Source organism: Mesobacillus subterraneus, from assembly GCF_023715485.1.
In the GTDB taxonomy this organism is placed as follows: Bacteria; Bacillota; Bacilli; order Bacillales; family Cytobacillaceae; genus Mesobacillus; species Mesobacillus subterraneus_B.
On sequence record NZ_JAMBOF010000001.1, the window covers coordinates 117,016 to 142,452 of the forward strand.

The 25,437-nt window shown below is 42.3% G+C and carries 26 protein-coding genes and 1 pseudogene; 18 read left to right on the forward strand and 9 right to left on the reverse strand.

Annotated features, from left to right (window positions below; translation table 11 throughout):
- Positions 1-42: 42 nt before the first annotated feature.
- The 4 genes from M3204_RS00635 (at position 43) to M3204_RS00650 (ending at position 4,276) form a co-directional block, all read left to right on the forward strand.
- The gene (locus M3204_RS00635) at positions 43-402 is read left to right on the forward strand and encodes a YlbF family regulator (protein WP_251477071.1); all 360 of its coding nucleotides are present in this window, start codon (positions 43-45) and stop codon (positions 400-402) included.
- A gap of 151 nt (positions 403-553) precedes the next feature.
- Positions 554-1,426: a Cof-type HAD-IIB family hydrolase gene (locus tag M3204_RS00640; protein ID WP_251477074.1), complete on the forward strand. Its 873-nt coding sequence runs from the start codon at positions 554-556 to the stop codon at positions 1,424-1,426.
- Between the two features lie 239 nt (positions 1,427-1,665).
- Positions 1,666-3,174, forward strand: a complete 1,509-nt coding sequence (locus M3204_RS00645; RefSeq protein ID WP_251477077.1) for a coproporphyrinogen III oxidase — start codon at positions 1,666-1,668, stop codon at positions 3,172-3,174.
- Positions 3,175-3,484: 310 nt separating this feature from the next.
- Positions 3,485-4,276 (forward strand): enoyl-CoA hydratase, encoded by a 792-nt coding sequence (locus M3204_RS00650; RefSeq protein WP_251477080.1) that lies wholly within the window; start codon positions 3,485-3,487, stop codon positions 4,274-4,276.
- A 39-nt stretch (positions 4,277-4,315) separates the two neighbouring features.
- Here the strand turns inward: M3204_RS00650 and M3204_RS00655 are convergent, their stop codons facing one another.
- On the reverse strand, positions 4,316-4,501 hold the full coding sequence (locus M3204_RS00655) for a YhzD family protein (protein ID WP_251477083.1): 186 nt from the start codon (positions 4,499-4,501) through the stop codon (positions 4,316-4,318).
- 148 nt (positions 4,502-4,649) lie between these two features.
- Between M3204_RS00655 and M3204_RS00660 the strand changes: the two genes are divergently transcribed.
- From M3204_RS00660 to M3204_RS00690, 7 genes are all read left to right on the forward strand, one after another.
- The gene (locus tag M3204_RS00660; RefSeq protein WP_251477086.1) at positions 4,650-5,549 is read left to right on the forward strand and encodes an ABC transporter ATP-binding protein; all 900 of its coding nucleotides are present in this window, start codon (positions 4,650-4,652) and stop codon (positions 5,547-5,549) included.
- The gene (locus tag M3204_RS00665; RefSeq protein WP_251477088.1) at positions 5,542-6,795 is read left to right on the forward strand and encodes an ABC transporter permease; all 1,254 of its coding nucleotides are present in this window, start codon (positions 5,542-5,544) and stop codon (positions 6,793-6,795) included. Before M3204_RS00660 ends, M3204_RS00665 begins: the two co-directional genes overlap by 8 nt.
- Positions 6,796-6,900: 105 nt before the next feature.
- A complete protein-coding gene (locus M3204_RS00670; protein ID WP_251477091.1) occupies positions 6,901-7,596 on the forward strand; it encodes a Type 1 glutamine amidotransferase-like domain-containing protein in 696 nt (231 codons plus the stop codon).
- A 117-nt stretch (positions 7,597-7,713) separates the two neighbouring features.
- Entirely contained in the window at positions 7,714-8,937 is a 1,224-nt protein-coding gene (locus M3204_RS00675; protein WP_251477095.1) for a metallophosphoesterase family protein, read from the forward strand.
- Positions 8,938-8,955: 18 nt separating this feature from the next.
- Positions 8,956-11,955 carry an ATP-binding protein gene (locus M3204_RS00680; RefSeq protein ID WP_251477097.1) on the forward strand — a complete coding sequence of 1,000 codons (3,000 nt, stop codon included), beginning with the start codon at positions 8,956-8,958 and terminating at the stop codon, positions 11,953-11,955.
- Between the two features lie 76 nt (positions 11,956-12,031).
- The gene (gene yhaM / locus M3204_RS00685) at positions 12,032-12,976 is read left to right on the forward strand and encodes a 3'-5' exoribonuclease YhaM (RefSeq protein ID WP_251477100.1); all 945 of its coding nucleotides are present in this window, start codon (positions 12,032-12,034) and stop codon (positions 12,974-12,976) included.
- Between the two features lie 142 nt (positions 12,977-13,118).
- Positions 13,119-13,301, forward strand: coding sequence for a sporulation YhaL family protein (locus tag M3204_RS00690; protein ID WP_251477103.1), 183 nt, complete (start codon positions 13,119-13,121; stop codon positions 13,299-13,301).
- A gap of 91 nt (positions 13,302-13,392) precedes the next feature.
- On the opposite strand, the gene M3204_RS00695 is transcribed toward M3204_RS00690, so the two are convergent.
- Positions 13,393-14,274, reverse strand: a complete 882-nt coding sequence (locus tag M3204_RS00695; protein ID WP_251477106.1) for a peptidylprolyl isomerase — start codon at positions 14,272-14,274, stop codon at positions 13,393-13,395.
- Between the two features lie 192 nt (positions 14,275-14,466).
- Between M3204_RS00695 and M3204_RS00700 the strand changes: the two genes are divergently transcribed.
- The 3 genes from M3204_RS00700 to M3204_RS00710 all read left to right on the forward strand — a co-directional run bounded on the left by M3204_RS00700 (position 14,467) and on the right by M3204_RS00710 (position 14,906).
- Positions 14,467-14,547 (forward strand): YjcZ family sporulation protein, encoded by an 81-nt coding sequence (locus tag M3204_RS00700; protein ID WP_251478083.1) that lies wholly within the window; start codon positions 14,467-14,469, stop codon positions 14,545-14,547.
- A 92-nt stretch (positions 14,548-14,639) separates the two neighbouring features.
- Positions 14,640-14,723 carry a YjcZ family sporulation protein gene (locus M3204_RS00705; RefSeq protein WP_064503397.1) on the forward strand — a complete coding sequence of 28 codons (84 nt, stop codon included), beginning with the start codon at positions 14,640-14,642 and terminating at the stop codon, positions 14,721-14,723.
- A 90-nt stretch (positions 14,724-14,813) separates the two neighbouring features.
- Positions 14,814-14,906, forward strand: coding sequence for a YjcZ family sporulation protein (locus tag M3204_RS00710; RefSeq protein ID WP_251477109.1), 93 nt, complete (start codon positions 14,814-14,816; stop codon positions 14,904-14,906).
- A 121-nt stretch (positions 14,907-15,027) separates the two neighbouring features.
- On the opposite strand, the gene M3204_RS00715 is transcribed toward M3204_RS00710, so the two are convergent.
- A complete protein-coding gene (locus tag M3204_RS00715; RefSeq protein WP_285856865.1) occupies positions 15,028-15,216 on the reverse strand; it encodes a hypothetical protein in 189 nt (62 codons plus the stop codon).
- Positions 15,217-15,561: 345 nt separating this feature from the next.
- On the opposite strand from M3204_RS00715, the pseudogene M3204_RS23835 reads away from it, so the two are divergent.
- Positions 15,562-15,738 (forward strand): annotated as a pseudogene (locus tag M3204_RS23835) (DUF1878 family protein); the annotation flags it as partial.
- Here M3204_RS23835 and M3204_RS00720 read toward each other — a convergent pair.
- From M3204_RS00720 to M3204_RS00740, 5 genes are all read right to left on the reverse strand, one after another.
- Positions 15,701-16,276, reverse strand: a complete 576-nt coding sequence (locus M3204_RS00720) for an HTH-type transcriptional regulator Hpr (protein ID WP_251477113.1) — start codon at positions 16,274-16,276, stop codon at positions 15,701-15,703. The pseudogene M3204_RS23835 and the gene M3204_RS00720 sit on opposite strands and share 38 nt — an antisense overlap.
- Positions 16,277-16,658: 382 nt before the next feature.
- Positions 16,659-17,024 carry a YtxH domain-containing protein gene (locus tag M3204_RS00725; protein WP_251477116.1) on the reverse strand — a complete coding sequence of 122 codons (366 nt, stop codon included), beginning with the start codon at positions 17,022-17,024 and terminating at the stop codon, positions 16,659-16,661.
- Positions 17,025-17,616: 592 nt separating this feature from the next.
- Positions 17,617-18,135 carry a tryptophan transporter gene (locus M3204_RS00730; RefSeq protein ID WP_251477119.1) on the reverse strand — a complete coding sequence of 173 codons (519 nt, stop codon included), beginning with the start codon at positions 18,133-18,135 and terminating at the stop codon, positions 17,617-17,619.
- Between the two features lie 123 nt (positions 18,136-18,258).
- Entirely contained in the window at positions 18,259-19,341 is a 1,083-nt protein-coding gene (serC, locus tag M3204_RS00735) for a 3-phosphoserine/phosphohydroxythreonine transaminase (protein WP_251477123.1), read from the reverse strand.
- Positions 19,342-19,869: 528 nt separating this feature from the next.
- Positions 19,870-20,289 carry an HIT family protein gene (locus M3204_RS00740; RefSeq protein ID WP_251477128.1) on the reverse strand — a complete coding sequence of 140 codons (420 nt, stop codon included), beginning with the start codon at positions 20,287-20,289 and terminating at the stop codon, positions 19,870-19,872.
- Positions 20,290-20,867: 578 nt separating this feature from the next.
- Between M3204_RS00740 and M3204_RS00745 the strand changes: the two genes are divergently transcribed.
- The 3 genes from M3204_RS00745 to M3204_RS00755 all read left to right on the forward strand — a co-directional run bounded on the left by M3204_RS00745 (position 20,868) and on the right by M3204_RS00755 (position 23,638).
- Complete coding sequence (locus M3204_RS00745) at positions 20,868-21,608, forward strand: ABC transporter ATP-binding protein (protein WP_251477131.1); 741 nt, start codon at positions 20,868-20,870, stop codon at positions 21,606-21,608.
- Positions 21,601-22,812: an ABC transporter permease gene (locus tag M3204_RS00750; RefSeq protein WP_251477134.1), complete on the forward strand. Its 1,212-nt coding sequence runs from the start codon at positions 21,601-21,603 to the stop codon at positions 22,810-22,812. The genes M3204_RS00745 and M3204_RS00750 overlap by 8 nt, the downstream gene beginning before the upstream one ends.
- A 103-nt stretch (positions 22,813-22,915) precedes the next feature.
- Positions 22,916-23,638: an EcsC family protein gene (locus M3204_RS00755; protein ID WP_251477137.1), complete on the forward strand. Its 723-nt coding sequence runs from the start codon at positions 22,916-22,918 to the stop codon at positions 23,636-23,638.
- Between the two features lie 377 nt (positions 23,639-24,015).
- Here M3204_RS00755 and M3204_RS00760 read toward each other — a convergent pair whose 3' ends face one another.
- Complete coding sequence (locus M3204_RS00760; RefSeq protein WP_285856864.1) at positions 24,016-25,224, reverse strand: M20 family metallopeptidase; 1,209 nt, start codon at positions 25,222-25,224, stop codon at positions 24,016-24,018.
- Positions 25,225-25,437 lie beyond the last annotated feature (213 nt).

The window sequence follows — 25,437 nt, forward strand, 5'->3', positions numbered from 1 at the left end:
TTATAGTGGAGTGGAGCGTTTAACGTAGAAGGAGTGATTTACATGGCAGTCAATACTTACGATGCAGCGTATGATCTTGAAAAGGCAATCAGGAACAGTTCGGAATACACGAACTTGAAAAATCTTTATGATGCTGTGAACAGCGATGAATCAGCAAGAAAAATGTTCGAAAGCTTCCGCAACATCCAAATGCAGCTTCAGGAAAAACAAATGATGGGCCAGGAAATTACGCAAGAAGAAGTAGAGCAGGCTCAAAAGACTGTTGCCCTGGTGCAGCAGCATGAAAAAATTTCGCAGCTGATGGAAGCAGAGCAAAGAATGAGCATGGTTATCGCCGAGCTTAACCAGATCATCATGAAGCCTCTTGAAGAGCTTTACGGAACCCCAAACCAGCAGCAATAATAAGTGTGATCGAACTCCCGGCAGAAGTGCCGGGAGTTTTTGCGTTTATTAGGCGGAGTCCAATCATTGATACGACCCTTGTTCTATTCTTTCGATTTCTATCATACAAGTTAAATAAGGACAAAAACACCGAAGAAATGGGGGCATAAAAATGATTTACCGTCTTCTTGCACTTAATGTAGATGGCACGATTATTCAATCAAATGGAAGGCTCCATAAATCAACAAGAGATGCAATCGAATACGTTCAGCAAAAAGGAGTTTATGTGACTCTAGTAACCTCCAGAAGTTTCCCATCGGCCAAGAAAGTGGCCAAAGCGCTGAAAATTAATTCCCTGTTAGTTACGCACCTGGGATCCTATATTTCTACAGACCTCCGAACGGATCCTCTATTGGAAAAAAGGATTCCGGAGGATGTAACCTTCCAGCTGGTCAGGTTCCTGGAAAGCTTTCCTTGCCAAATTCGCATCGTCCATGAAAAATTCTCGCTGGCCAACAAATATAAATTGAATCACAACTTGCTGGCGAAGACAGTATTCACTACAGGAGACCCGATATTTTACTCCCAGCAATTCACGGATTCAATCAGTGAAACACTAGTTAATGAGCCAATCGCCCCTCCTAAAATTGAAATCTATTTCGAATACGAGGAAGACCTGAAAGATGCCCAGCAGGCGATTAAGGGGATGTTCTCCGAAGTGTCGCTTTCCAAATTGAACGACTACAGGCTCGATGTGATGCCGGAGGGTGTCTCGAAATTAAGCGGCCTGATTCACCTTGGCGAGCATCTAGGCATACCGCTTAAGGAAATGGTCGCAATCGGCGATGCCGAGGACGATATTGAAATGATTGAAGCATGCGGTCTTGGGGTCGCAATGGGCAACGCTCCTGCAGAAGTGAAAAAGGCTGCCGACTGGGTAACCCGCTCCAATAACCAGCATGGGGTCAGCTATATGGTCAAAGAACATTTCCGCAAGCAACAGCCGATTGAATTCCTGCGTAAAATGAATATTATTAAAATGTAGATTTCAAAGCATGCCTGTGATCATCGCAGGCATGCTTTATGTATTTAGGAATAAATCATATCATTAAGGAATATGTCCTGAAGATATAGGAAAATATTAAAAAATACATTGGAGTCAGGAGCAAATCCAGCAACAAGACTGTAGTTTTAAAAAACTGGTAGCTTTTGCACTGTCTTGACCTATGAAACCAACATCTATTACACTAATTGAAGCATGTTTAATTGAAAAGGTGATATTTCATGAGAATTCATATAAAAGGGATAGAGAATGACAGATTCCAGCGGCCTTTGGGATTGATCGCGAATTTGTTTTTTGAAGAATCAGAAGTGGTATTAGGTGAATCTGCTTCAGAAGCCGATTCGATTATTGATTTCGATATTAAGGCTGAAGAGACCATTTTTGTAAAAGCGGTGTTGTTGGCAAAAGACGGGGCAGTTGTTACAGCGGAGGCGAATAAAGAAGTTCCTGCGGGCTTGAGCGAAAAAGAAGAATTCACGCTGCTGAAGACGGTTGTCTCAAGAGCTTATTTGACCGTACTCCAGGACTGGACCGGAATCATCCAGAAGTGGGGTATTCTCACCGGCGTCAGGCCGACAAAGCTTTTGCATAAAAAGCTCCGCGAAGGCATGGAACAGGAAGCAGCCCATAAAGAGCTAAAGGGACAATACCTGATTTCAGACGAAAAAATCCAGCTAATGCAGCAAATTGTCGACCGTCAGCTGGCAGTATTACCTGACCTGTACGATTTGAAAAATGGCGTCAGCATTTATATCGGAATCCCATTTTGCCCGACGAAATGCGCATATTGCACTTTCCCGGCATACGCGATCAACGGCCGACAAGGTTCGGTGGACTCCTTCCTTGGAGGACTTCATTATGAAATCAGGCAAATTGGCGACTGGCTGAAGAAGAATGATATAAAAATAACGACTGTTTATTATGGAGGCGGCACACCGACATCGATTACCGCCGAGGAAATGGATATGCTGTATGAAGAAGTCCAGCAGTCTTTCCCGGATGTGGAGAATATCCGGGAAGTAACAGTCGAAGCGGGAAGGCCTGACACGATCACGCCAGAAAAATTGGAAGTGCTGAAAAAGTGGAATATCGACCGGATCAGCATCAATCCGCAGTCATATATCCAGGAAACGTTGAAGGCGATCGGCCGCCATCACACAGTGGAAGAAACGGTTGAAAAATTCCACCTTGCTCGTGAAATGGGCATGAATAATATCAATATGGATTTAATCATCGGACTTCCTGGTGAAGGAACGAAGGAATTCGCCCACACCCTGGCTGAAACGGAAAAGTTAATGCCAGAATCATTGACCGTCCATACGCTTTCATTCAAAAGGGCTTCCGAAATGACCAGGAATAAAGCCAAATATAAAGTCGCAGACCGCGGCGAAATCGAAAAAATGATGGGAATGGCTGAAGACTGGACGAAGCAGAACAACTATGTGCCATACTATCTTTACCGGCAAAAGAATATCCTCGGCAACCTGGAAAACGTGGGTTATGCCCTGCCAGAGCAAGAGAGTTTGTATAATATCATTATCATGGAAGAGCAGCAGACAATCATCGGTTTGGGCTGCGGCGCATCAAGCAAATTCATCGACCCAGACACGGGCGTAATCACGCAATTCTCGAATCCAAAGGATCCAAAGTCATATAATGACAGCTTCGCCGAATACGCAGATAAAAAGATTGAAATCCTCGATTCTTTGTTTAATAAGGCAAAAATATAGTCGCGAAAAGCTCCCGAATTTTATTTTTCGGGAGCTTTTTTATTTAGTTACCGTCTGCCATGACTAATATTCTATGAAAACGGGGAAAAGTATAACTCCCTTGCGAAGATTAGGCTTCATTCTGTGAAATTACGCCTAGATTCCGCGATTATTTGTCGAAATCACGCGAACTGGAAAATATCACGGTTTTTTTCCAATTCCGAAAGAACTTACCCAATTCTTAAAAAATCAAAATAGTAAGAAAAAAGTTTTTAAATATAACTTTACCCTATATAATGTATATAAAAGGACATTTAGGAGGGGATTTTAAGTGACCATTGAATCTTCAACAGAAACAGTCAAGCTGGCGATCGATGGCCGTATTGCGGTTCTGGAGCTGAATAGGCCGGAAGCATTGAACGCGCTTGATGTTGAGATGATTAAGGGAATCACGATGAATTTGAAGGAAATATGCAAATCGGATGATGTTGACATCGTTGTGATAAAAGGTGCCGGACGCGCGTTTTCTGCTGGCGGGGATATTAAAACGATGCTTTCGAATACAAATGAAAGCGATTTCTATCATGTAATGGATTATATCCACGACATGATCGTGACATTATACAGCATGCCAAAAGTGACAATCAGCGCTGTAACTGGCGCTGCAGCAGGGCTGGGCTTCAGTCTGGCACTTGCAACGGATTACATAATCGCCGAGCCATCGAGCAAGATTGCGATGAATTTCATTGGGATCGGTTTGATTCCCGATGGCGGTGGACACTTCTTCATGGAGGAGCGTCTTGGCGAAACAAAAGCAAAGCAGCTGATTTGGGAAGGGAAAACACTGTCAGCCAATGAAGCCTTGACACTTGGACTTGTGGACCAGGTTCCGGAAGGAGATTTTGCTGAGTCGGTAGAGGCAAGGGTACAAGAATGGCTTGCCAAACCTGTCCAGGCGATGATTAAGACGAAGAAAATCCTAGCCGAGAAGAACAGGCCATCTCTATTGAAAATTCTTGAGCTTGAAAAATACGGCCAGTTTAAAATGCGCCAGACAGAAGACCATCAGGAAGGGATCAAGGCATTCCTTGAGAAAAGAAAACCTGAATACAAAGGAAAATAAGCAAAGAAATAAGCAAAGAGGCTGGCCTCTTTGCTTTTCTTATGGATGGAAAAGTATCAATTTTCCTCGAGGAGATGTACAGCGGTGCGTCTTATCGCTAAGGTTTTTTTCTTCGAGCATTCTTGCGCCGATTTCTTTTGCTTCGTCATCGTTCCCTGCCTTGAAGGATTCGTCGATCAGTTTTTCGCCATTTGGTTCAAAGGCTGTCAGCTTGTAAGTTTCCATAACAAAATCCCCTTTGTTATAAAATTCTGATGATTACTATTATTTTTGCATAGTTTTTTTAATTATGCAAAACATATTATATCCGAAAATATGAAACCATTTCCAATAATCATTCGTAGTAAGTTAATGGAAAAGGAGGAGAGATAAAATGGCTTTGAAACTCGACAATGTTACAAAGCGGTTCGGTGAATTTACAGCGGTGGACCGACTTTCACTTAATATACCTGAAAAAGAAATGTTCGGATTCCTTGGTGCGAACGGGGCAGGAAAAACGACGACATTCCGGATGATCCTTGGCCTGCTTGATGCATCTGAAGGCAAGGTGACTTGGGACGGCAAGCCGATCAATTATGATACAAGCAGCATCATAGGTTATTTGCCGGAAGAACGGGGACTTTATCCGAAACTTAAAGTGCGCGACCAGATTGTCTATCTTGCGAGATTAAGAGGGATGCAAAAGCAAGCTGCCATTAAAGAGCTTGACTACTGGCTGAGCCGCTTCAAGGTGCCTGAGTATGCGGATAAAAAGGTTGAAGAACTTTCAAAAGGGAACCAGCAAAAAATCCAATTCATTGCCGCAGTCCTACATAAACCAAAGCTGTTAATTCTTGATGAACCATTCAGCGGACTTGACCCTGTGAATGTAGAACAACTAAAAGAAGCGGTCATCGACCTAAAGAATGCAGGAACAACAATAGTATTTGCCAGCCATCGGATGGAGCATGTTGAGGAAATGTGTGAGCACATCTGCATCATGCATAAAGGAAGCCCTGTCGTACATGGTTCCTTGAAGGAAATCAAACGGTCATTCGGGAAAAAGAATTTAGTGATTCATGCCGACTTCGATACAGCGTTTCTCAAGGATTATCCTGGAGTAACGAGAGCGAAGCAGACAACTGAGGGAATCCATTTGCAGATTGTCGGAGAGCATATTGCGGAAGATATTCTAATGCAGATTGTCGGAAAGGGCTTCATCCGCAAGTTTGTTTTAGAAGAACCGAGCTTGAATGATATTTTTATAGAAAAAGTGGGTGATTCATATGAATAATTTCTTCATCATCCTATTCCATACTTACTTGAGTAAGTTAAAAACGAAATCCTTTCTGGTAACGACCATCATTACGGTTGTACTCATGCTTGCTTTGACGAATATGACGAACATCATCTACTTCTTCAATAAAGACAGCGAGGCTGACAAAATCGCCGTCGTTGATGAAACAGGTCAGCTTTTTGCACCGTTGAAAGAGCAAATGAAAGCGATAAACGAAGAGCTTTTTGTTGAAAAATATGATGGGAATGCAGAAGAAGCAATAAAAGATGTTGAGGAAGGCGAATATAAAGGAATACTTGAACTATCACTAAATAGCGAAAAACTGCCTGCCGCCTCGTATAAAGCGATGACCATTGCGGATTCAACCATTCCGGCCGACCTGCAGGCCGCGCTGCAGCAGCTGAAGATGGTGATGGCATCAACCCAGAGTAACATCGCGCCGGAAGAGCTGGAAAAATTGTATGCGCCAGTTGAATTTGAAAAAACAGCTCTGGAAAAAGATGCGAAGACGGAAGAGGAGCTAAACCAGGCGAGAGGGCTCGTCTATGTCTTGCTGTTCATCATCTACTTTGCGGTAATCATGTATGGAAATATGATTGCAATGGAAGTTGCTACTGAAAAATCATCAAGGGTAATGGAGATTCTCATATCGAGTGTTTCACCTGTAAAGCAAATGTTTGCGAAGATACTCGGAATCGGTCTTTTAAGCTTGACCCAACTGGCCGTCCTTTTGTCAGTAGGATATGTGTCAATTAAACGGAATCTTGAAACTATGGAAGGCGGATTCTTCGAATTCTTCGGGTTTGGAAATGTAGCTGCCAGCACAATCGTATACGCAGTGGTCTTCTTTATTCTGGGATATTTCCTGTATGCGACCATTGCCGCGTTCCTTGGGTCACTGGTCAGCAGGATTGAAGATGTCCAGCAAATGATCACGCCTATGACAATGCTGGTAGTTGCAGGATTCATGATGGCTATGTTCGGTTTGGGCCAGCCAGATGCTCCCTTTATTAAATACACTTCCTTCATTCCGTTTTTTACACCGATGCTAATGTTCCTGCGCGTAGGGATGCTCAATATCCCGTTCTGGGAAATCGCTTTGTCGATTGGAATTCTTGTCGCGACAATCGTCTTACTAGCCGTTTTCGGTGCGAGGGTCTACCGTGGCGGAGTACTAATGTATGGAAAATCAAATTCCTTCAAAGACATCAAAAAAGCATTACAGTTAACGAAAAATGAATGATTACATGGAAGCCGCAATTCTTTGAATTGCGGTTTTATAATAGAAGGAAACTTGATGAAAATGTGGAATGTAAAGGATTAAGATGATTGAGGGAGAGTGATAGCTATGCGTCAGATCATTGCTATGGGAGGCGGAGGCTTTTCGATGGAACCAGATAATCCGCTGCTGGATTTATATATATTAGACCAGGTAAAAAAACAGAAGCCAAAGGTTTGCTTTGTACCGACAGCTAGCGGCGATTCGGAAGATTATATTTCAAGATTCTACAAGTCTTTTGAATCCCACGAATGCGAACCATCACATCTTTCTTTATTCAGGCCCCCCACAAGGGATTTAGAAGCCTATGTAATGGATAAAGATATCATTTATGTGGGTGGAGGCAATACGAAAAACCTGCTCACATTATGGAAGGAATGGGGACTTGATGCCATTCTGAGAAAGGCATGGCAAGAAGGGACCGTAATGGCCGGAGTAAGCGCCGGCTCGATTTGCTGGTTCGAAGAAGGTGTTACCGATTCCTTTGGCGATGGACTAGAACCCCTTAAGAGCCTTGGTTTTTTAAAAGGAAGCCATTGCCCGCATTATGATGGAGAAGCAGAGAGACGGCCGGCTTACGAGAGGCTCGTATCAACCGGTGTAATTCAAGGCGGACTTGCAGCGGATGATGGAGCAGCTTTGCATTTTATTGATGGAGAACTGCCTATAGCAATCAGTTCAAGGCCAGCAGCAAAGGCATATCAAGTACATTTGGCAGATGGACAATTAAAAGAGGATGCCTTGCAAACTTTATATCTAGGATAACCTCAAGCTGCAGTTCCAAGTGGGCTGCAGCTTTTTTTTGGAATCAAGAAGACAAGAACGTGCATTCGTATTTTTTGAGTGTTAAAATAAAGAAAACAGACAGGAAAGGAATTTTATATGAAACAGGTGAAGTTTTTACATACGGCCGATCTTCATCTTGATAGCCCGATGGTGGGACTGAGGCATCTGCCAAAAGCAATCTTTCATCGGCTGCAGGAAAGCACTTTTAAAGCCCTGAAAAATATTACGGATGCCGCGATCAAACATGAAGTGGATTTTGTCGTGATTGCCGGAGATCTTTATGATGGAGAGGATAGGAGCATTCGTGCCCAGGCTGTTCTCCGCAACGAAATGAAAAGGCTGGCGGAAAAAGGGATAAAAGTGTTTGCCATCCATGGGAACCATGACCATCTTGGCGGCAATTCCATCCAGTTCGACTTTCCTGAGAATGTCTACTTTTTTAAGGACCAGCTTGAAATTGCAGCCTACCGGAAGAACGATGGCACACTTGTCCATCTGTATGGCTTCAGTTACCCGAAACGACATGTGACGGAGCGGTGGATTGAGAAATATGAAAGAAGAGATGGTGCAGACTTTCATATTGGACTGCTTCATGGCCATTTTGAAGGCGCAAGCGATCATGGAAAGTACGCCCCGTTCCGGTTATCCGAACTTTTGGACAAGGGGTACCATTATTGGGCACTGGGCCATATACATAAAAGAATATTGTTATCACAGGAGCCCCATGTTGTCTATCCTGGAAACCCGCAGGGCCGCAACAGGAAAGAGCAGGGTGACAAGGGTGCGTACATTGTCAGTCTTACAGAAGCAGGCTCTGAAATTACGTTTTTTGAAACAGCGGATGTCATCTGGGAAGATATGATCATCGATGGAAAAAATGCTTCCAGCTTTAATGAGGTTTATGAGAGTTGCCTGGCCGCCATCGATGAAAAAAGAAGAAAGGGCAAGGGCCTTCTCCTGTCTATCCGTATCGACCAGCTGAATTCAAGTTTGACGGAAGTAAAAGAAAAAATAGATAATGGCGAACTGCTTGAGCTTCTCCAGGATGGGGAAAAAGAGGAAGAATCCTTTGTTTGGGTCCACAGGCTAGCTTATACAGAGAATATAAGTTTTGATCGCGCCAGCCTTATTAAGCAAAGCGATTTTTACGAGGAACTATTCAATACGATTGAAACGTATGATGACTTAAATGCTGCTCTGTCCCAGTTATACCAGCACAGCCAGGCGAGAAGGCATCTTGGAGAGTTAGCTGAAAATGAAAAGGAGCAGCTTGTTCGTGATGCAGAAAATGTTCTGTTTCAGCTGCTGCTAAAAAATTAGCGGAAAGGAGGCAGCAAGATGAAAATCATCGAATTACATATATATGGGTATGGCAAGCTTGAAAACTATCATATTGGCTCATTGAATAAATTGCAGGTTTTCTACGGGGAAAATGAAGCAGGCAAATCAACAATCATGTCTTTTATCCACAGCATCCTGTTTGGATTTCCCGCAAAACAGAGTGCAGAATTGCGCTATGAACCAAAAAACAATTCCAAATATGGCGGCAAAATAAAAGCCTTCTTTCCGAATATCGGCAATGCTGTCATCGAGAGGGTAAAGGGCAAAGCATCAGGGGACGTAACAGTCTCTCTTGAGGATGGGACAATTGGCGGAGAAGAATTGCTGAAGGATCTGCTGCAAAGGATGGATAAGAGTATTTTCCAGGCGATTTTTTCTTTTAATGTCCATGGACTGCAAAATATCCAGGCCATGAAGGGAGAAGAACTCGGCAAGTACTTGTTTTCCGCTGGAACACTGGGTACCGATACGCTATTCAATACGGAAAGCACATTGGTTAAGGAAATGGAGCAGCGTTTCAAGCCTAGTGGAAAGAAACCTTCACTGAACGAGAAGCTGAAAGAACTGAAGGATGTCCAAGCCTCTTTTAAAAGTGCAGAACAGCAGAATGAACGGTATTCGATACTGCTTGGAGAGAAGGATGCATTGATAAATAAAGTTACACAGCTTGAGACTGAAATAGGAGAATTAGAGCAAAGAGCGGCAAAACTTCGGGAGTATAAACGGTATGAGCAGCTCGTTATTGAGGAGGCTGGCCTCCAAAGTAGGCTTGGAGAGCATGGACCGGTATTCTTCCCTCAGGACGGGCTGAATCGCTTCGAGAAAATCAGGCAGCATCTTAAGCCAATCCAGGCTAGGATGTTATGGATTAAAGATAGACAATACTCTCTCATTAAGGAAGCTGAATCTTCCAAACCCAATACTGATTTGCTGGAGATGGAAACAGAAATCGAATCAAGGCTCGAAAATCTGCCTTTGTATGATCAATTGATGCAGGAAAAACGACTTCTTGAATCGAAGATTGACGAAATTACCGAAGAAATAAGCCAGATCAATGATAATCTGCACATCGATTTCAATGAGGAAAATATCCAGGAAATAAATACAAGTGTCTTTTTAAAAGAGCAGGCAGAAACCATCCAGCATGGCCAGCAAAGATTATTTGAGAAAAAACTCGAACTGGAGTCGAGCTTTGATGAGGAAAAGTCTGCTCTCGTTGAATTGGAGGCCACTGCTGCTTCGATAAAAAAAGAAATGCTGGCTGAAGATAGGCGAATTCAACTAACGAAGGAATTGGAGGTGCTCGAAAACAAAGAGCAAATCCAGTCCGAATTAAATAATATCAAAGACCAGATCATCGCCCAAAAAGCACGGATGAAAAACGAGGAATCAAGAAGGAAGAGCCAAAGGAAAAAAGACGTATATCAACTCCTTCTGCTTGTCGGGATTTTCCTGGTCGTATCTGTTTGGGGGATCGCCAACAGCAACTGGTTTTTGTCTGCGGTCGGTTTAGCGGGAATGCTCATCCTTTTGGCGCTTCATTTTAAAACTTCGGTGCCTGAAAATAAGATGCTCCCGGATGAAGTACTTACAGAGCTATTGAATCGAGAGAGAGCTTTGTCAGAGCTAGTGACCAAGCAGCCCTCCGGAAATTTATTTTCGATAAAAAGCCAGCTGGTCAAGGATGACGACCTAAAGCAGCGCCATCGGGAATTACTTGTGAGGATTGAGCAGCAACACGCAAGGTACGAGAAGGTATTACGGCAATTTGAAAAATGGGAATCCGATGAAGCGGAGCTTAAACAGAAAAAGACTGCATTGATGGAGCAATTAGGTATAAAAGAAAACACCGGCCCTATAAAGCTATTTGATGCTTTCCTGTTAGTCGATAAGCAAAAGCAATTTTTCCGGGAAAGAAAAAGGAAACAAGAAAGGCTCGTAGACGTTAAAGCGGCATTAACCGATATGCAATCCAGCCTTGATTTGCTCGCGGAACGTTTCCTTCAAAACAAGTATCTTGCCCCTGTGGAAACTGCCTCCTTGTTGAAGAGAAAATTAAGGGAAGCGATTGACCAAAAAGCGAGATACAATGAAATAACGGTCAAGATGAAAGAACTTGAAGAGGAATATGCTTCACTCGAGAAGGAAGAGCTGATCCTCACTGAGGAAATCGAGAGTTTGTTAGCTCAGGCTAAAGCGAAAGATGAGGATGAATTCCGCCTTCAGGCAACGAACGATGAGAAGGTAAAAGGCTGGGCTTCAAGGCTTGCCGATATGAATCACCAGCTGGCTGTTTCAGGAATTACTTCCATCGACAGGGAGCATATTTTAAATGGGCCGAACCTAGAAGACGCAATCAATGAAATGGCAGTGGCCATCGAGCAGCGGAAAAAGGAACTGTCCGACCAGTTTGAACGACTTGCGAGTGTAAAGCACAATATGGTGGTTCTTGAAGAAGGCGGTCTTTTCAGTGAATTGCTTCATAAATATAAACAGCTGCAGCATGAATTTGCAGAAGATGCGAAAGATTGGGCAAAGTATGCGATTGCCAAGGACTTGCTTTCCAGGACGATCGAACGCTATAAGGATGAGAGAATGCCAAGAATGCTTGCAAAGGCTGAAAGCTTCCTCTCCATTCTGACGGATGGCAGTTATGTGAGGATCATTCCCCAAGTTTCAGGAAGCGGTTTTCTTATTGAAAGAAACGACCACCTGCTATTTGAAGCGAATGAACTTAGCCAGGCGACAGCGGAACAAGTTTATGTTTCCATCAGGCTTGCTCTTGCTGCAGCGCATTACGACCGCTACCCATTTCCGGTCATTATCGATGACAGCTTTGTGAATTTCGATCATAACAGGACAGCACGGATTATTAGATTGCTCCGTGAAATGACCAATAACCAGATTTTGATTTTTACATGCCATCGCCACCTGCTCGAATATTTTTCTGAAGAAGAAATTGTTAATCTGGAAGAAAAAAGCACAAACATAGTTTAAAAATGCCATGTTTTGAGTATCAGAGAATATAGACTCTGTATGTTATACTGATGCAGAGAGGAGAGGTCGGTTAGAGATGAATAAAGGAATATTAAATCACGAAACAGGTGACCAGGTAGAATTGTTTTTGCTGATCAAGCACTCATCAAAAGGTATTGCCAGCAATGGTAAACCGTTTTTGACATTAATCCTTCAAGACCAGAGCGGTGAGATAGAAGCAAAGCTTTGGGATGTTTCCGAGGGGGATGAAAGCATCTACTCTGCTGAAAATATCGTAAAGATCCTGGGAGATATCCAGAACTACCGCGGGCGTAACCAATTGAAAATAAGGCAAATCCGGCCTGCTTCCGCAGCTGACTCTGTAAAACTTGCTGATTTCCTGGAGACGGCCCCGGTCAGCCAGGACGAAATGAGCAGCAAGCTTACACAATATATCTTTGATATGAAAAATCCTAATATCCAGCGAATTACAAGGCATCTTTTAAAGAAGCATCAGCAGGCATTCATGGAATATCCTGCCGCAACAAAAAATCACCATGAATTTGTGTCCGGCCTTGCTTATCATGTTGTCTCGATGCTTGACCTGGCAAAATCAATTGCTTCACTTTATCCGAGCCTTGATAAAGATCTTTTGTATGCCGGAGTCATCCTGCATGACCTTGGCAAAGTCTTTGAACTTTCCGGTCCGATCTCAACAACCTATACAGTTGAGGGCAATTTGCTTGGCCATATATCCATCATGGTGAATGAAATTGGCAAAGCTGCCGAGGAATTGGGCATCGGTGGCGAGGAGGTAGTGATCCTTCAGCATATGGTACTGTCCCACCATGGCAAAGCTGAATGGGGCAGCCCGAAACCACCGCTGATCAAAGAAGCGGAAATTCTCCATTATATCGATAATCTCGATGCAAAAATGAACATGCTTGACCGTGCGCTGGCACGCGTAAAGCCTGGAGAGTTTTCCGAAAGAGTTTTTGCTCTCGATAACCGTTCTTTTTACAAACCGGTTTTCCATAAATAATGCTATACAGAAGCCGTTCCATTGTGGATGGCTTCTTTGCTTTTTAACTTTTTTTCCTGCAGGGGAATAATCTCCAGCTTGATTCATATTAATACTTGTAAGAGTTCAATTTGGACAACCTTTAACTGGAGGGTATAAAACAATGTCAATTCCAATCTGGGTAATAGCAGTCGCAGCAGGAATCGTATTCAGTGCTTTCATGGCAGTGAAAACAGGAAAAGAAGAAAGGGAACAAGAAATGGAAAGCATTGAACGTGAGGGTGAGCTTTATATGAAGAGGCTCGAAAGGGAAAAAGAACAGCGTGAACGGTCGATGGAAGCATAAAAAAACACTGGCTCCGGAATGGAGTCAGTGTTTTTTTCGTTTATGGTGTGACGCCTATAATCCCATGACCAAGGCGCATGCGCTTTTCTTATTAAGGCTGTGTAGGTGCTTGTGCTTCTGGGAACTCTGTTGCCCCTTTAAGGTCTTTATCTTTAATTTCAACGCCAGCTGCTTTTAGTTCACGCTCAAGAACCTCTTGGATCTTAGTAGCGTCAAGCTGTGCAAGCTTTAATTCATACTCTAATTCGTCTTTCATCTTATCGTATGACTCTTTTTCTTTCTTCTCAGTCACCTTGATAATGTGGAAGCCATGCTGTGATTTAACAGGTTCACTGATTTTGTTCACTTCCAGCGCGTAAGCAGCTTCTTCGAATTCAGGAACCATTTTGCCAGGTCCGAAGAAACCAAGGTCTCCGCCCTGTGCGGCTGAACCAGGATCTTTTGAATATTCTTTCGCTAAGTCTTCAAACTTTGCTCCAGCGTCAAGCTTTTTCTTGACTTCCTGCGCAGTCTTTTCATCTTCTACAAGAATATGGCTTGCCTTGATTTCAGGCTTGTACTCCTCGTAGCGCTTCTTGACTTCTTCTTCGGATACTTTTACATCTTTAAGTGCAGCTTTTTCCATTAGAAGCTGGTCTTTAAGGACTTTCTTCAATTCATTCTCATCTTTGAGCTGGTTCTGCTGTAGAACTAGTTCGAAGTTATCTCCAAGTTCTGCTTTAAGCTCAGCAACTTTTTTGTCAACTTCTTCGTCAGTCACTTTATAGTTCTTGGCAAGGACCTTCTGGTACAACATTTCCTGAAGTGCCTGCTCTCCGTATTTTTCCTTCATTGATTCATAAAGTTCTTCTTTAGTGATATTACCGGCTTTGGATTCAACAATTACTTCTGATGAATCGCCATTATCTCCACTGCATGCGCTTAACCCGATAACTCCGGCAGCAATCGAGAGGGATATAATCATTTTTTTCATGGTGAACATCTCCTAAACAGAAAATTCTAGTGGTCTTTTTTAATCCACAAAGTCTACTATAACATAATTTCAATTTTCTACAAAAATTATATACTGGATTTTTTTGGGTGTGCCTTGATATGGGCATATATCTATACCGTCTCCGCTCTTGTGCATAGGATGTAGGGAAGAGAAAAAAGGAGGTAATTTATTATGAGCCAATATAATTCCGGATTTGCTTTAATTGTTGTCTTGTTCATTTTGCTGATTATCGTGGGAGCTTCATTCTGCTGATCCACAAAAAGGATATAAAGCAGGATAAATGCCTATGCGTAAATGAACGTAGTTGAATAAGATATCTTACCACTTTGGAAGGAGGTGTTAATATGGGTGCAGGATACGGCGGCGGCTTCGCATTAATTGTCGTGTTATTCATTCTGTTAATCATTGTGGGTGCAGCTTGGCTTTAATTAACTGACATATATAGGGGGACAGTCGGCCCCCTGTATTTTTAAAAAAACGGCCAAGAATAGAAATGTAAAAAGAAAGGAGGATTCCATATGTCTGGAGGACACTCTGGTTTTGGCAGCGGCTTTGCTTTAGTTGTCGTCTTGTTCATTCTTTTGATTATCATCGGTGCATCTTGGCTGTAAGCAGTAGATGCTGCATTACTCGATGTAATCCTTTAGTGGATAATGGGCTCTGCGACCGGAAGCGGGAAGCAGAACAAATATAAAAAGCGGTGAGGTTAGCCTCACCGCTTAATTTATGTAGTCACGTATACAAAATTTCAATGAAAGAAGAAATAAGCAAGATTGTAACCAAAATATTGATCGTCCTGAAAATTTTAGCATGTTTGTCTTCTGGTATCTCTTTCTGGATACAGAGGGTATCAGTAAGCTTATTTATAAAGAAAAGAATAAAGACAGCAAAAAGTACAAACACGAATAAAATGGAGATCATCGAAGAATCCCTCCTAATCAATCTTTTTATCTTAAATACAATAACAAATATTTTAAGAAAAAGATAGTTTTTTATAACCCTCAAAAGTCGCTGCCTAATGATTGTACATAATTCAGCAGAATTGTAAGCTGTACTTTGCAGATCTATGCTCATTGGGGTAGATTAAGTGAATTAAGAATAACCTCTGGTTAAAATTAACCTGATGGAATTTCACCAAAAATTGCTTTTAAAAATAGTTTCAGGAACTAAGGGCCTGTTTTAGCGGCTGAGTATAGGAAGAGGCAGGGAGAATTCTCAAAACTTGTGAGGAAATGAGCATGATAATGAAAGAACAAAAGCGGAAGGGTATATGTATTTACATCCGCTTTTAAGAAGTTTTCAGCTGTAGTCCAGCCTAAACTGCAGCCAGAGGAAGTGATCAATGCTTGTGAGTCCCAGGGGTTATTCCTTCCTCATATGACGGAGTTTAAAAGTAGATGGCTGATTAAGCATACTCCTTTTCGACTGGATCTATTTTTTTGAGCGTACCGTCTTCATCAGTAAACTTGTTGTCTATATTTGAAAAAGACTTTTCAAAGATTTCCATGAAATCATCGCCGTAAATATTACGGACAATCGCCATGATTTCAATAATATCCGGGAATTTTCCATAAAGCTCCTTCAATGGCATCGCACCTGAAAAGACAGCATTTTTATCAGGTTCATAGCTTTCCATCAAAGCCAGTAAAATACCCTCGCCCTCTTCAGTAAGCTTGATGTAAGTATTCCTTTTGTCGCTTTCCTTCTTCGAAAACTTCAAATAGCCCCTTTCCTCAAGCTTTTTTGAAAAGTTGAAAGCAGTGGAAACGTGCATAACCCCGAATTTTGCTACATCGGAAATAGAAGCTCCATTCAAATGATAAGCAATCCACAAAATATGGTGTTCATTGATATTAAGGTCGAATGGTTTAATCCACTGCTGCCAATCTTTTTCGACCGACTTCCAAAGGGCCTTGCTTAACTGGGCAACTCTCTGGCTAAACATCATTGCTTCTTTCATAGAATAATTTTTATCTCCCATTCTCAAATTCACCTACTTTATTGTTTCTATTTTCATTATGCCAATAAAACAAAAATTAATAAAGATATAAATTTACAAAATTTTTTGAATTTGTAAAATTCCATCTAAAGTCGGGTTGAAATTATGTAAATATTTAATTGTCATAATAAAAATGGCATTTGCATAATATATCTTTCTTGATAAAAAAGGAAAATCCTTCCCAGTGAAAAAAATTACTGTTGAGGAAGGATTCAATAATCAATGGAATGTCTTAATAAGTGGTGTTATTTAATCTAATCCAGCTTCGGTGTTTTACCCATCACGGCAGCTGCATTTCAGCCGATGCAGCTGCCGTGGAACCTGCAGCGTTTTTTAGGGGCTGCAGGCGCTTGCGCCTTTGTTTTTACTTTGAACTGGAAGCGGCAAGCTCTGTTTCAAGTTCCTTGATGGATTCCTCAAGCTCTTTTACATCTTTCTGAAGTTCGTTTTTGTTACCTTCCGTGTGAAGCTGCCATTTATAGATTGCGGTTTTTACATCAGTAACGAAGGATTGAATCACTGCTTTTCCTTCCTTTGATGCGTAGGCTACTGAATCCTTCAGTTCCACAGCAGCTTCTTTTACGTCTTTTATCGATCCAATGAATTCATCTTTGTTTGCCTTCAGGATGCCTCTTGTTTGATATCCGGGATTAGGGGCTGTTAAAAGGGTAGCTACTCCAGCAGCAACTCCGCCAACCAAGAATCCCATCAATAATGATTTTGACTTCATATTTGACCACCTCATCATTTTCTGTATATGTTCTCCAAAAGGATTTAAATTCCTCTTTCCTTCTATATTTAATTTCCTATTCTCGGGCAATTAAACGTTTTAAGCTTCATAGCCTTAAATTTACAGCATAAAGATAATGTAAGGAATAGTGTTCAGGAAGGAGAGGAGGGGAATGGGGATTTTTACAAGCATTATATTCCTTTTAAGCATTGCTTTCTTTGTTGGGGCGGTCCATAATCTCCTTGCGTTAAATAAACCGGGTATGTATCCACCAAAGGCGCTTCTGCGAAAAAGGGCGGGATCGCTTGCGGGAGGAGGAGCGATATTTTTATTGATTGGAATTATTTTTTTCACGTTTCAGTAATGGGAAAGAACAAAAAGCGCAAGCGCCTCGTTCAGCCCCGACAAGCGCTGGAGGGCCGACCGGTGAAGTCGTTCTTTGACTTCATTGGGCGGACCGAAGCGACTCGAGGGGCTAGGCGCTGGAGCTGGATTAAGAATACTACATGAGGTTATTCACAACTAAATAATTTTTTAATTTCCTAAAGAAAAATAAAGCCCCTGTTCTCTATAGAACAGGGGCTTTTACTATCTAATTAACTTCTGCAAGTTTTGCTCTTTTGAAAATATTGGCTGCCACTGGATATAGGATAGCCATAAATACTGTATTGAATGCTGCTGCAGGAAGAACAACTGCTGCGAACAAGGCAGTGAACGGTCCAGGCAGGCCAACAATGAAGTAAGCTGAACCCAGGAATACGATCCCGGACACGATTGTTCCGAGTGCTGTCAGGCCAGCTGCGGTATAAATGGAAAAATTGAATTTTTTCAACGCAAGCAGGATTCCAAAAAAGACAAACGCTGTTACAGGTTTATCGATGATATTTGGAACCAATCCTCCTGGAAAAGTAGTAGTTAATCCAGAAATCAATCCAGTTACGGCTCCAACTAAAAAAACACTCTTCTTGTCAGGAAAAAGAATTATCCCTAGAAACATCATGACAAGCATCATATCGGGCTTCATTCCAAGGAAAAAACCTGGCACAACGGCATGCAAGACTGCTCCCATCCCCACTAAAAGTGATAAGGCTACAAGATTCTTCGTATTCATTTCTCATCTCTCCTCTGCTATTCTAGCAAACTAGTACTCCTCCTGCAGTGCTCTCTGTGCCTGCAGCGAAAAGCTTGGTACAATTATAACATATATCATAATCCAGTAAAGGATTATATTCTGTTAATTTCTGAGCCTGAAATCACTCATGAATTTAACCAGTTTTTCAACATGCTCCAGTGGGACGGCATTATAAATTGAAGCTCTGCAGCCACCAACCGATCTATGGCCAGCAAGGCCGATAAAACCTAATTCCTCAGCTTCCTGGAGGAATGAAGCTGTTAGCTCATCACTTCCTAAAGTGAACGTAACATTCATGAGGGAACGGCTATCTTTTTCAGCATGGCCGGTATAGAAACCTCCACTTTGGTCGATTGTATCGTATAATAATGCTGCTTTTTCCTTGTTCATTCTTTCGAGCTCTTCAACGCCTCCCAACGCCTCTGCCCATTCAAGGACCAGCATCAGGAAATATACAGATAAAGTTGGCGGGGTGTTATAAAGAGACTGTGAAGAAGCATGGACCTGGTAATTAAGCATCGAAGGGAGGTCCTTCCTTGAACGTTTAAGCAAGTCCTTCTGAATTATGACTACAGTAACACCGGAAGGACCGAGATTTTTCTGGGCACCAGCATAGATTAAACCGTACGAAGATATGTTCAGCGGCCTGCTCAGGATATCACTGGACATGTCTGCTACCAGAGGAACTGGCATCCCTTCAGGAAGAGAATGCCACTGTGTCCCGAAGATTGTATTATTCGTTGTGATGTGGAGGTAGGCAACATCTTCTTTTACGTCGATTTCAGTCAGGCTGGGAATTGATTTGTAATTGTTATGTTTTGTGGAAGCTGCTTCAATTGCATTTCCGATTTTCTTTGCCTCCTTTAAAGCCTTTTCTGACCATGTGCCGGTAAGGACATAGCTAGCAGTGGTGCTGTTCTCGAGCAGATTCATCGGTACCATCGAAAACTGCAGGCTGGCTCCTCCCTGTAAAAACAAAATTTCATAATCATCAGGAATGCTGAGAAGTTTACTCAATAATTTTTTTGTCCGCTCATTAATCTCTTCGAACTCCTTGCTGCGATGGCTTAATTCCATTACAGCCATGCCGCTTCCTTGATAATTCATCATCTCTTTTTTTGCTTTTTCGAGCACTGCCACAGGTAAAGAGGCAGGACCAGCGTTAAAATTATAGGCTCGTTTCATCTTCATCCCCCCGAAATCAAAATACGGTCATTCATTAATGAACTAAAGTTATAATCATGCTAACAGAAAAACAAAGTGAATTCTAATGTTTTCAGAAAAATTAAATTTTAGTAGCGAATTTCTACTGGCTTTGTTGATTATGTAGCTGTAAATATGTCCAGTGAGCAGGTGTTATTAGACATATTGAGGAGACGAGCTTGCCAAAGTGTCCAAGAAGAAGGGTGTTATTGGACATATTGAGGAGACGAGCTTGCCAAAATGTCCAAGAAGAAGGGTTTATTAGACATTGTGAGGGGACGAGCTTGCCAAAATGTCCAAGAAGAAGGGTTTATTAGACATTTTGAGGGGACGAGCAGCCCAAAATGTCCAAGAAGAAGGGATTATTAGACATTTCGAGGAGACGAGCTTGCCAAAATGTCCAAAAGAAGACTTTTATTAGATATTTCAAAAAAAACTAAAGCCGTGACAATGTCCAGATAGGGCTTTCCAATCTTTGCGCAAATAAAAAAACTTCCGCAATGCGGAAGTTTAGATCTTGCTATGGATTTCTGCTGCGATTTTCTTGTAATCGTCATGTGTGTATTCATCCTGGTGTGTTTTCCATACTGCTCCAAACCCATCGCCTTGTCCGTAGCGTGGAATTAAATGCATGTGGAAGTGGAAGACAGACTGGCCGGCTGCTTCGCCATTGTTTTGCAATACATTCAAGCCAATCGGGTCATACGATGACTTGATTGCCTGGGCAATTTTAGGAACAGCTGTGAATACGTTGGCGGCTATCTCATCAGTTAATTCATAAACGTTCTCTTTATGTACCTTAGGAATGACAAGTGTATGCCCCTTCGTTACCTGGCTGATATCCAGGAAAGCAAGAACATGCTCATCCTCATATACCTTTGCTGAAGGAATCTCTCCATTGATTATTTTACAAAAAATACAATCACTCATTTATTTCACCCTTTCATGGATTATGTTTCTGGTATTTTATCACATTTTGCCAATAAACATAAAGAAAGAAAGGACAGGATCCGCATGGAATCCTGTCCCTGAAGGGGGAACTAACTACTGTTCATTTGCGTTCTCAGCAGGTATACCTTTGATAAACACCTCATTTTAAATTCATTTGAATTTAGATAAATGATGGGTTATTCAATACCTGGTTCAATCGGACCATCCCCTGTCTGCTTTAGTCGGTTTCACAACTTATAAAGCGGAGAAGTGATCTGCGACACACACCTCATTTCAAAATGTGGAGTGATGTTACTGAACGGCTGGGTTAACATTTACGTAGCGCAATGCAACCATCCCCTTATTTGAACGATGAAATCAGTGTGTTTATAAATCGAATAATATGTCTTTTACAGACACCTCATTTCGAATTAATGCTTGTTCCCCTTCAAAGATTATGATGCCCGGATAAGCAAGTAATATGCAAAAAGATTTCAAGAAAAGTTGCTGATTTTCCTAAACGATGTGGTTTTGTTAAAATAACTATACAGGAAATTTGTATCGGAAGGGCGTTGGCTATGTCATTATTGGAAATTAATCAAGTGACCGGAGGATATACAAGAAATCCGGTTTTGAAAAATGTTAGCTTTACCGTCAATCCAAACGAAATTGTAGGATTGATTGGGCTGAATGGGGCGGGTAAAAGTACGACGATCAAGCATGTCATTGGACTAATGGAGCCTCATCAAGGTGAAATTAAGATTAATGGCAAGACCTTCATCGAAGACAGGGAAGAATACAGGAAGCAATTCACGTTTGTCCCAGAGACGCCTATTCTTTACGATGAATTGACGCTTGAGGAACACCTTAGAATAACTGCGATGGCTTATGGCCTTGAGGAAAAAGAGTACAGGCTAAGGATAGAAGCATTGTTAAAAGAGTTCCGGATGAGCAAGAGGCTAAAATGGTTTCCCGCTCATTTTTCAAAAGGTATGAAACAAAAGGTGATGATTATGTGTGCATTCCTTGTACAACCGTCCCTCTATATTGTTGATGAACCTTTTGTAGGCCTCGATCCGCTTGGTATCCAATCATTGCTTGATTTGATGAACAAGATGAAGGAAAGCGGGGCAGGCATCTTGATGTCGACCCACATCCTTGCCACTGCCGAAAGATATTGCGACCGTTTTGTCATTCTGCATAATGGAGAGGTAAGGGCACAAGGCACGCTTGAAGAGCTGCGTGAACAGTTCTCGATGCCAGGAGCTACACTGGACGATTTGTATATCCAGCTGACAAAGGAAGAAGACTATGTTTAATCCTCAGGACTTATGGAAAGAACGTTTCGGTATTTTTGCAAAGGAAACGGGAAGCTATTTACGGTATATCTTCAATGGTCATTTAGTGATTGTCGTGCTTTTCTTGATTGGTACGGCCGCTTTTTACTATCAAGAGTGGATCAAAACGCTGCAGCCGGATTTTCCAGCTGCCTGGATTATGGCGCTGGTGCTTGCCGCCGTGCTGACTTATAGCCCAATCCAGACGTTTTTGACAGAGGCAGATAAAATTTTCCTGCTGCCGCTTGAAACAAGGCTTGCGGAGTATTTCAGGAAATCGATAATATTTAGTCTAAGCCTACAGTCATATTTATTGCTCATGGTATTGGCTGTCCTGATGCCGCTTCATGTAAAGGTGCATGGAGCAGATTTTAAATCATTTTTCGTTCTGCTTGTCACACTCGTTCTTTTAAAATGGCTGAATATATTGATTAGATGGAACGTTCAATATTTTATTGAGACAAGCGTGAAAATAACCGATATGTTGATTCGCTTCTCTATCAATGCGGTCCTTCTGTACTTCCTTTTTGCTGGGGCCCAGCTGTTTTTTACGGTGATTTCAGCAGCTATTCTCTTACTGCTTCATGTTTATTATAAAAAGCAGATAAAGGACAAAGGGCTTAAGTGGGAGCAGTTGATTGAAGATGAGGAAAGGCGGATGAATTCATTTTACCGCGTAGCGAATATGTTCACGGATGTTCCGAAATTGCGGGACCGCACGAAAAGGAGAAGGTGGCTTGACTGGCTGTTCAAGTCAATTCCCTACAAGCAGGACCGCGTATACAGCCACCTTTATATGCGTACTTTTGCAAGGGCTGGGGACTACTTTGGTTTGCTTGTGAGGCTGACTTTGATCGGCGGTGCGGCGCTCTACTTTTTCACCTATGGCCCTGGCCAGATTTTGACCGCACTGTTGTTCCTATATTTGACAGGTTTCCAATTGCTGCCGTTATGGAACCATCACCAGCATAAACTTTGGATCGATTTGTATCCTATACCTGAAAAAGATAGAAGACAATCGTTCACTAGCCTGCTTTCGAGGATATTGATATTCCAGTCGGTCATTTATGCGGCAATCGTCCTGTTAAAAGGAGATTGGCTGCTTGGAGCAATATTGCTTGCTGCTGGTATAGCCTTTTCATTGTTCTTTGTTTATTTTTACAGCCAGAATAAGCTTAAGTCGTAATCTGGAATCCTTTTCGTAAAGCCATTTTGCTTTCATGAAAAGGATTTTTTTGAATCTATTTTTCCGTTTGCACCGTAATAGTATCAACAAGGAGTGAGATGCATTGAAGGACTACGAGCTTAAGGTATATGAAGAAGTTCTTGAATGGAAGCGCAAGTTAAAAAAACGGTCCGGCATTTTGGCGCGTGCCTCCAAGAAAGCACAGACGAAAGTCAATCAGCTGATTCCGGAAAAGGTCCATCAAATACTTACGGAAAGCATTAAGAATATGGTCAAGGCCACACTAGCAGGTTCGAATCTTGCAACGAAAAAACATCAAGGGACAGGGCTGACCTTGGCCGAAAAAGATGAGCTCCTTCAAAAGAAGCTTGCCGGATTCAGGAAAACGGCTGCTGTAGAAGGTGCAGGTACGGGAGCAGGAGGCTTCTTGCTAGGAATGGCCGACTTTCCGCTGCTTTTATCAATAAAAATGAAGTTTCTCTTTGAGGCTGCTTCGGTTTATGGCTACGACCCTTCAAAATACGAAGAAAGGCTGTTCATTCTTTATGTTTTCCAGCTTGCTTTCTCAAGTGATGAGAAACGAAAGGAAACTTTGGATGTGATTGAAAATTGGGAGGAACAGAAGGCCAGACTGATGGAATTGGATTGGCAGGAGTTCCAGCAGGAGTACAGGGATTATATTGATTTTGTTAAAATGCTGCAGCTTATGCCTGGGATCGGAGCGGTTGTTGGAGCCTATGCCAATTACAATCTCCTCGACCAGCTAGGGGAAACCGCCATGAATGCCTACAGGCTGAGAATATTGCAAACACCCCCGCAGATTTGATGTGCAGGGGTGTTTTTTGCGATTTGGGTAAAAGGAAAGCCGTTGCATTGCCCCATTTTCGCATGTTTCGTGAATTTGGGTAAAAGGAAAGCCGCTGCATTGCCTCATTTTCGCATGTTACGTGAATTTGGGTAAAAGGAAAACTGTTGCATTGCCCCCATTTTCGCATGTTTTGTGGATTTGGGTAAAAGGAAAGCCGTTGCATTGCCCCATTTTCGCGTATTTCGGTGATTTGGGTAAAAGGGAAGCTGATCTGTATTGAAGTCAGGCATACTTTTTATCGCTCTCTTGGGTGTAGCCCGAAAAAAAGTAAGCCCCGGGAGAAGAGGGGCTTACAGCAAACAAATTATCGAAGGCTTGCATTTTGTATATTTCAGTTAAGCCAGTGTCTCCCGTTTTTCGTAGCTAGGGTGCTCTTGTGATTGATAATGAATCGCTGCTGCACACAGAGTTTTCGCTGCGATCACCATTGCTTTTTCATTAAAGTCGAACTTAGGGTGATGGTGTGGATATGAACCTGACATTTCCGGTTTTGCTCCCGTGAAGAAAAAGGTTCCTTTCACATGCTGCAGGTAATAGGCAAAGTCTTCGCCCCCCATTTGCGGCTCGCTTTCTTCAACCTTTTTCACTTCTGGCACTTTAGAGGCGCAATCAATCAGGAATTCGGTTTCTGCTGCATGGTTCACAACGGCTGGATAGCCTTTTTCATAAAGATATTCATAGGAGCAATCTGTAGCAAGGCATGTACCTTGGACAACTTTTTCGATTTCGGATGCGATGAAATCCCTGGTTGTTTCGTTGAAGGTCCTGACTGTCCCGATTAGCTTTGCCTTATCAGCAATTACGTTAAAAGCATTTTCCGCAACGAAAGAGCCAACGGTCACAACAGCCGAATCAACAGGATTCACGCGCCTGCTGACAATTTGCTGAAGGTTGGTCACTAGCTGCGCCCCGGCAACAATTGCATCCTTTGTTTTATGCGGCTGGGCTCCATGGCCGCCTTTGCCCTGGATGGCAACCTCAAAACGATCTGCCGCCGCCATGATTGGTCCAATCCGGTATTGGATGGTTCCTGTCGACTCAGTGGCCCATAAATGGGTTCCGAAAATTACGTCCACACCATCGAGACAGCCATCTTCAATCATGGAGATGGCCCCGCCAGGAGCATACTCCTCGGCATGCTGGTGAATCATCACGTACGTCCCATTGAGATTCTCCCTTGCCTCATAGAGAACTTTCACAAGCACCAATAATGTAGCTGTATGTCCATCATGGCCACAGGCATGCATCACACCTGGAACAAGTGATTTATATGGTACATCTTTTTCGTCTTGGATCGGCAGGGCGTCAAAGTCAGCTCTGAGGGCGACCGTTTTTCCCGGCTTGGAGCCATAAATCTTTGCAACTACACCATTGCCGCCAACATTTCCCCGTACTTCTACTCCCAGCTTTTCATAAAAGGACTGGATATAATTTGCCGTGTTTACTTCCTGGAAAGACAATTCTGGATGTTGGTGCATAAATCTGCGGATTTCGACCATTTCATGATAAAGGTTCTCTATTTTTCTAAAAAGCTGATCCTGCAAATGATTCATCTCCTCGCGTAAAAGTAATTTGATAATTTTAATAATTATAACATTGATATATTGATAGGTTAAAAATATTTCTTAGACAGCAAAAAGAAGCCCCCGGATTGGAAGCTTCATATATAAATGGAGTCTGAGAGAACCCCAGTATTTTTTTAAGGATGTTTTCGCATAGATTGTTGAGCCAAATATTCATCTCGTATTTTTTTGACT

Bases quoted from the DNA above. Each gene is read 5' to 3' on its own strand.
- M3204_RS00635 (WP_251477071.1), top strand. From the start codon at position 43: ATGGCAGTCAATACTTACGATGCAGCGTATGATCTTGAAAAGGCAATC.
- M3204_RS00640 (WP_251477074.1), top strand. From the start codon at position 554: ATGATTTACCGTCTTCTTGCACTTAATGTAGATGGCACGATTATTCAA.
- M3204_RS00645 (WP_251477077.1), top strand. From the start codon at position 1,666: ATGAGAATTCATATAAAAGGGATAGAGAATGACAGATTCCAGCGGCCT.
- M3204_RS00655 (WP_251477083.1), bottom strand. From the start codon at position 4,501: ATGGAAACTTACAAGCTGACAGCCTTTGAACCAAATGGCGAAAAACTG.
- M3204_RS00660 (WP_251477086.1), top strand. From the start codon at position 4,650: ATGGCTTTGAAACTCGACAATGTTACAAAGCGGTTCGGTGAATTTACA.
- M3204_RS00665 (WP_251477088.1), top strand. From the start codon at position 5,542: ATGAATAATTTCTTCATCATCCTATTCCATACTTACTTGAGTAAGTTA.
- M3204_RS00670 (WP_251477091.1), top strand. From the start codon at position 6,901: ATGCGTCAGATCATTGCTATGGGAGGCGGAGGCTTTTCGATGGAACCA.
- M3204_RS00675 (WP_251477095.1), top strand. From the start codon at position 7,714: ATGAAACAGGTGAAGTTTTTACATACGGCCGATCTTCATCTTGATAGC.
- M3204_RS00680 (WP_251477097.1), top strand. From the start codon at position 8,956: ATGAAAATCATCGAATTACATATATATGGGTATGGCAAGCTTGAAAAC.
- yhaM (WP_251477100.1), top strand. From the start codon at position 12,032: ATGAATAAAGGAATATTAAATCACGAAACAGGTGACCAGGTAGAATTG.
- M3204_RS00690 (WP_251477103.1), top strand. From the start codon at position 13,119: ATGTCAATTCCAATCTGGGTAATAGCAGTCGCAGCAGGAATCGTATTC.
- M3204_RS00695 (WP_251477106.1), bottom strand. From the start codon at position 14,274: ATGAAAAAAATGATTATATCCCTCTCGATTGCTGCCGGAGTTATCGGG.
- M3204_RS00700 (WP_251478083.1), top strand. From the start codon at position 14,467: ATGAGCCAATATAATTCCGGATTTGCTTTAATTGTTGTCTTGTTCATT.
- M3204_RS00705 (WP_064503397.1), top strand. From the start codon at position 14,640: ATGGGTGCAGGATACGGCGGCGGCTTCGCATTAATTGTCGTGTTATTC.
- M3204_RS00710 (WP_251477109.1), top strand. From the start codon at position 14,814: ATGTCTGGAGGACACTCTGGTTTTGGCAGCGGCTTTGCTTTAGTTGTC.
- M3204_RS00715 (WP_285856865.1), bottom strand. From the start codon at position 15,216: ATGATCTCCATTTTATTCGTGTTTGTACTTTTTGCTGTCTTTATTCTT.
- M3204_RS00720 (WP_251477113.1), bottom strand. From the start codon at position 16,276: ATGGGAGATAAAAATTATTCTATGAAAGAAGCAATGATGTTTAGCCAG.
- M3204_RS00725 (WP_251477116.1), bottom strand. From the start codon at position 17,024: ATGAAGTCAAAATCATTATTGATGGGATTCTTGGTTGGCGGAGTTGCT.
- M3204_RS00730 (WP_251477119.1), bottom strand. From the start codon at position 18,135: ATGAATACGAAGAATCTTGTAGCCTTATCACTTTTAGTGGGGATGGGA.
- serC (WP_251477123.1), bottom strand. From the start codon at position 19,341: ATGAAACGAGCCTATAATTTTAACGCTGGTCCTGCCTCTTTACCTGTG.
- M3204_RS00740 (WP_251477128.1), bottom strand. From the start codon at position 20,289: ATGAGTGATTGTATTTTTTGTAAAATAATCAATGGAGAGATTCCTTCA.
- M3204_RS00745 (WP_251477131.1), top strand. From the start codon at position 20,868: ATGTCATTATTGGAAATTAATCAAGTGACCGGAGGATATACAAGAAAT.
- M3204_RS00750 (WP_251477134.1), top strand. From the start codon at position 21,601: ATGTTTAATCCTCAGGACTTATGGAAAGAACGTTTCGGTATTTTTGCA.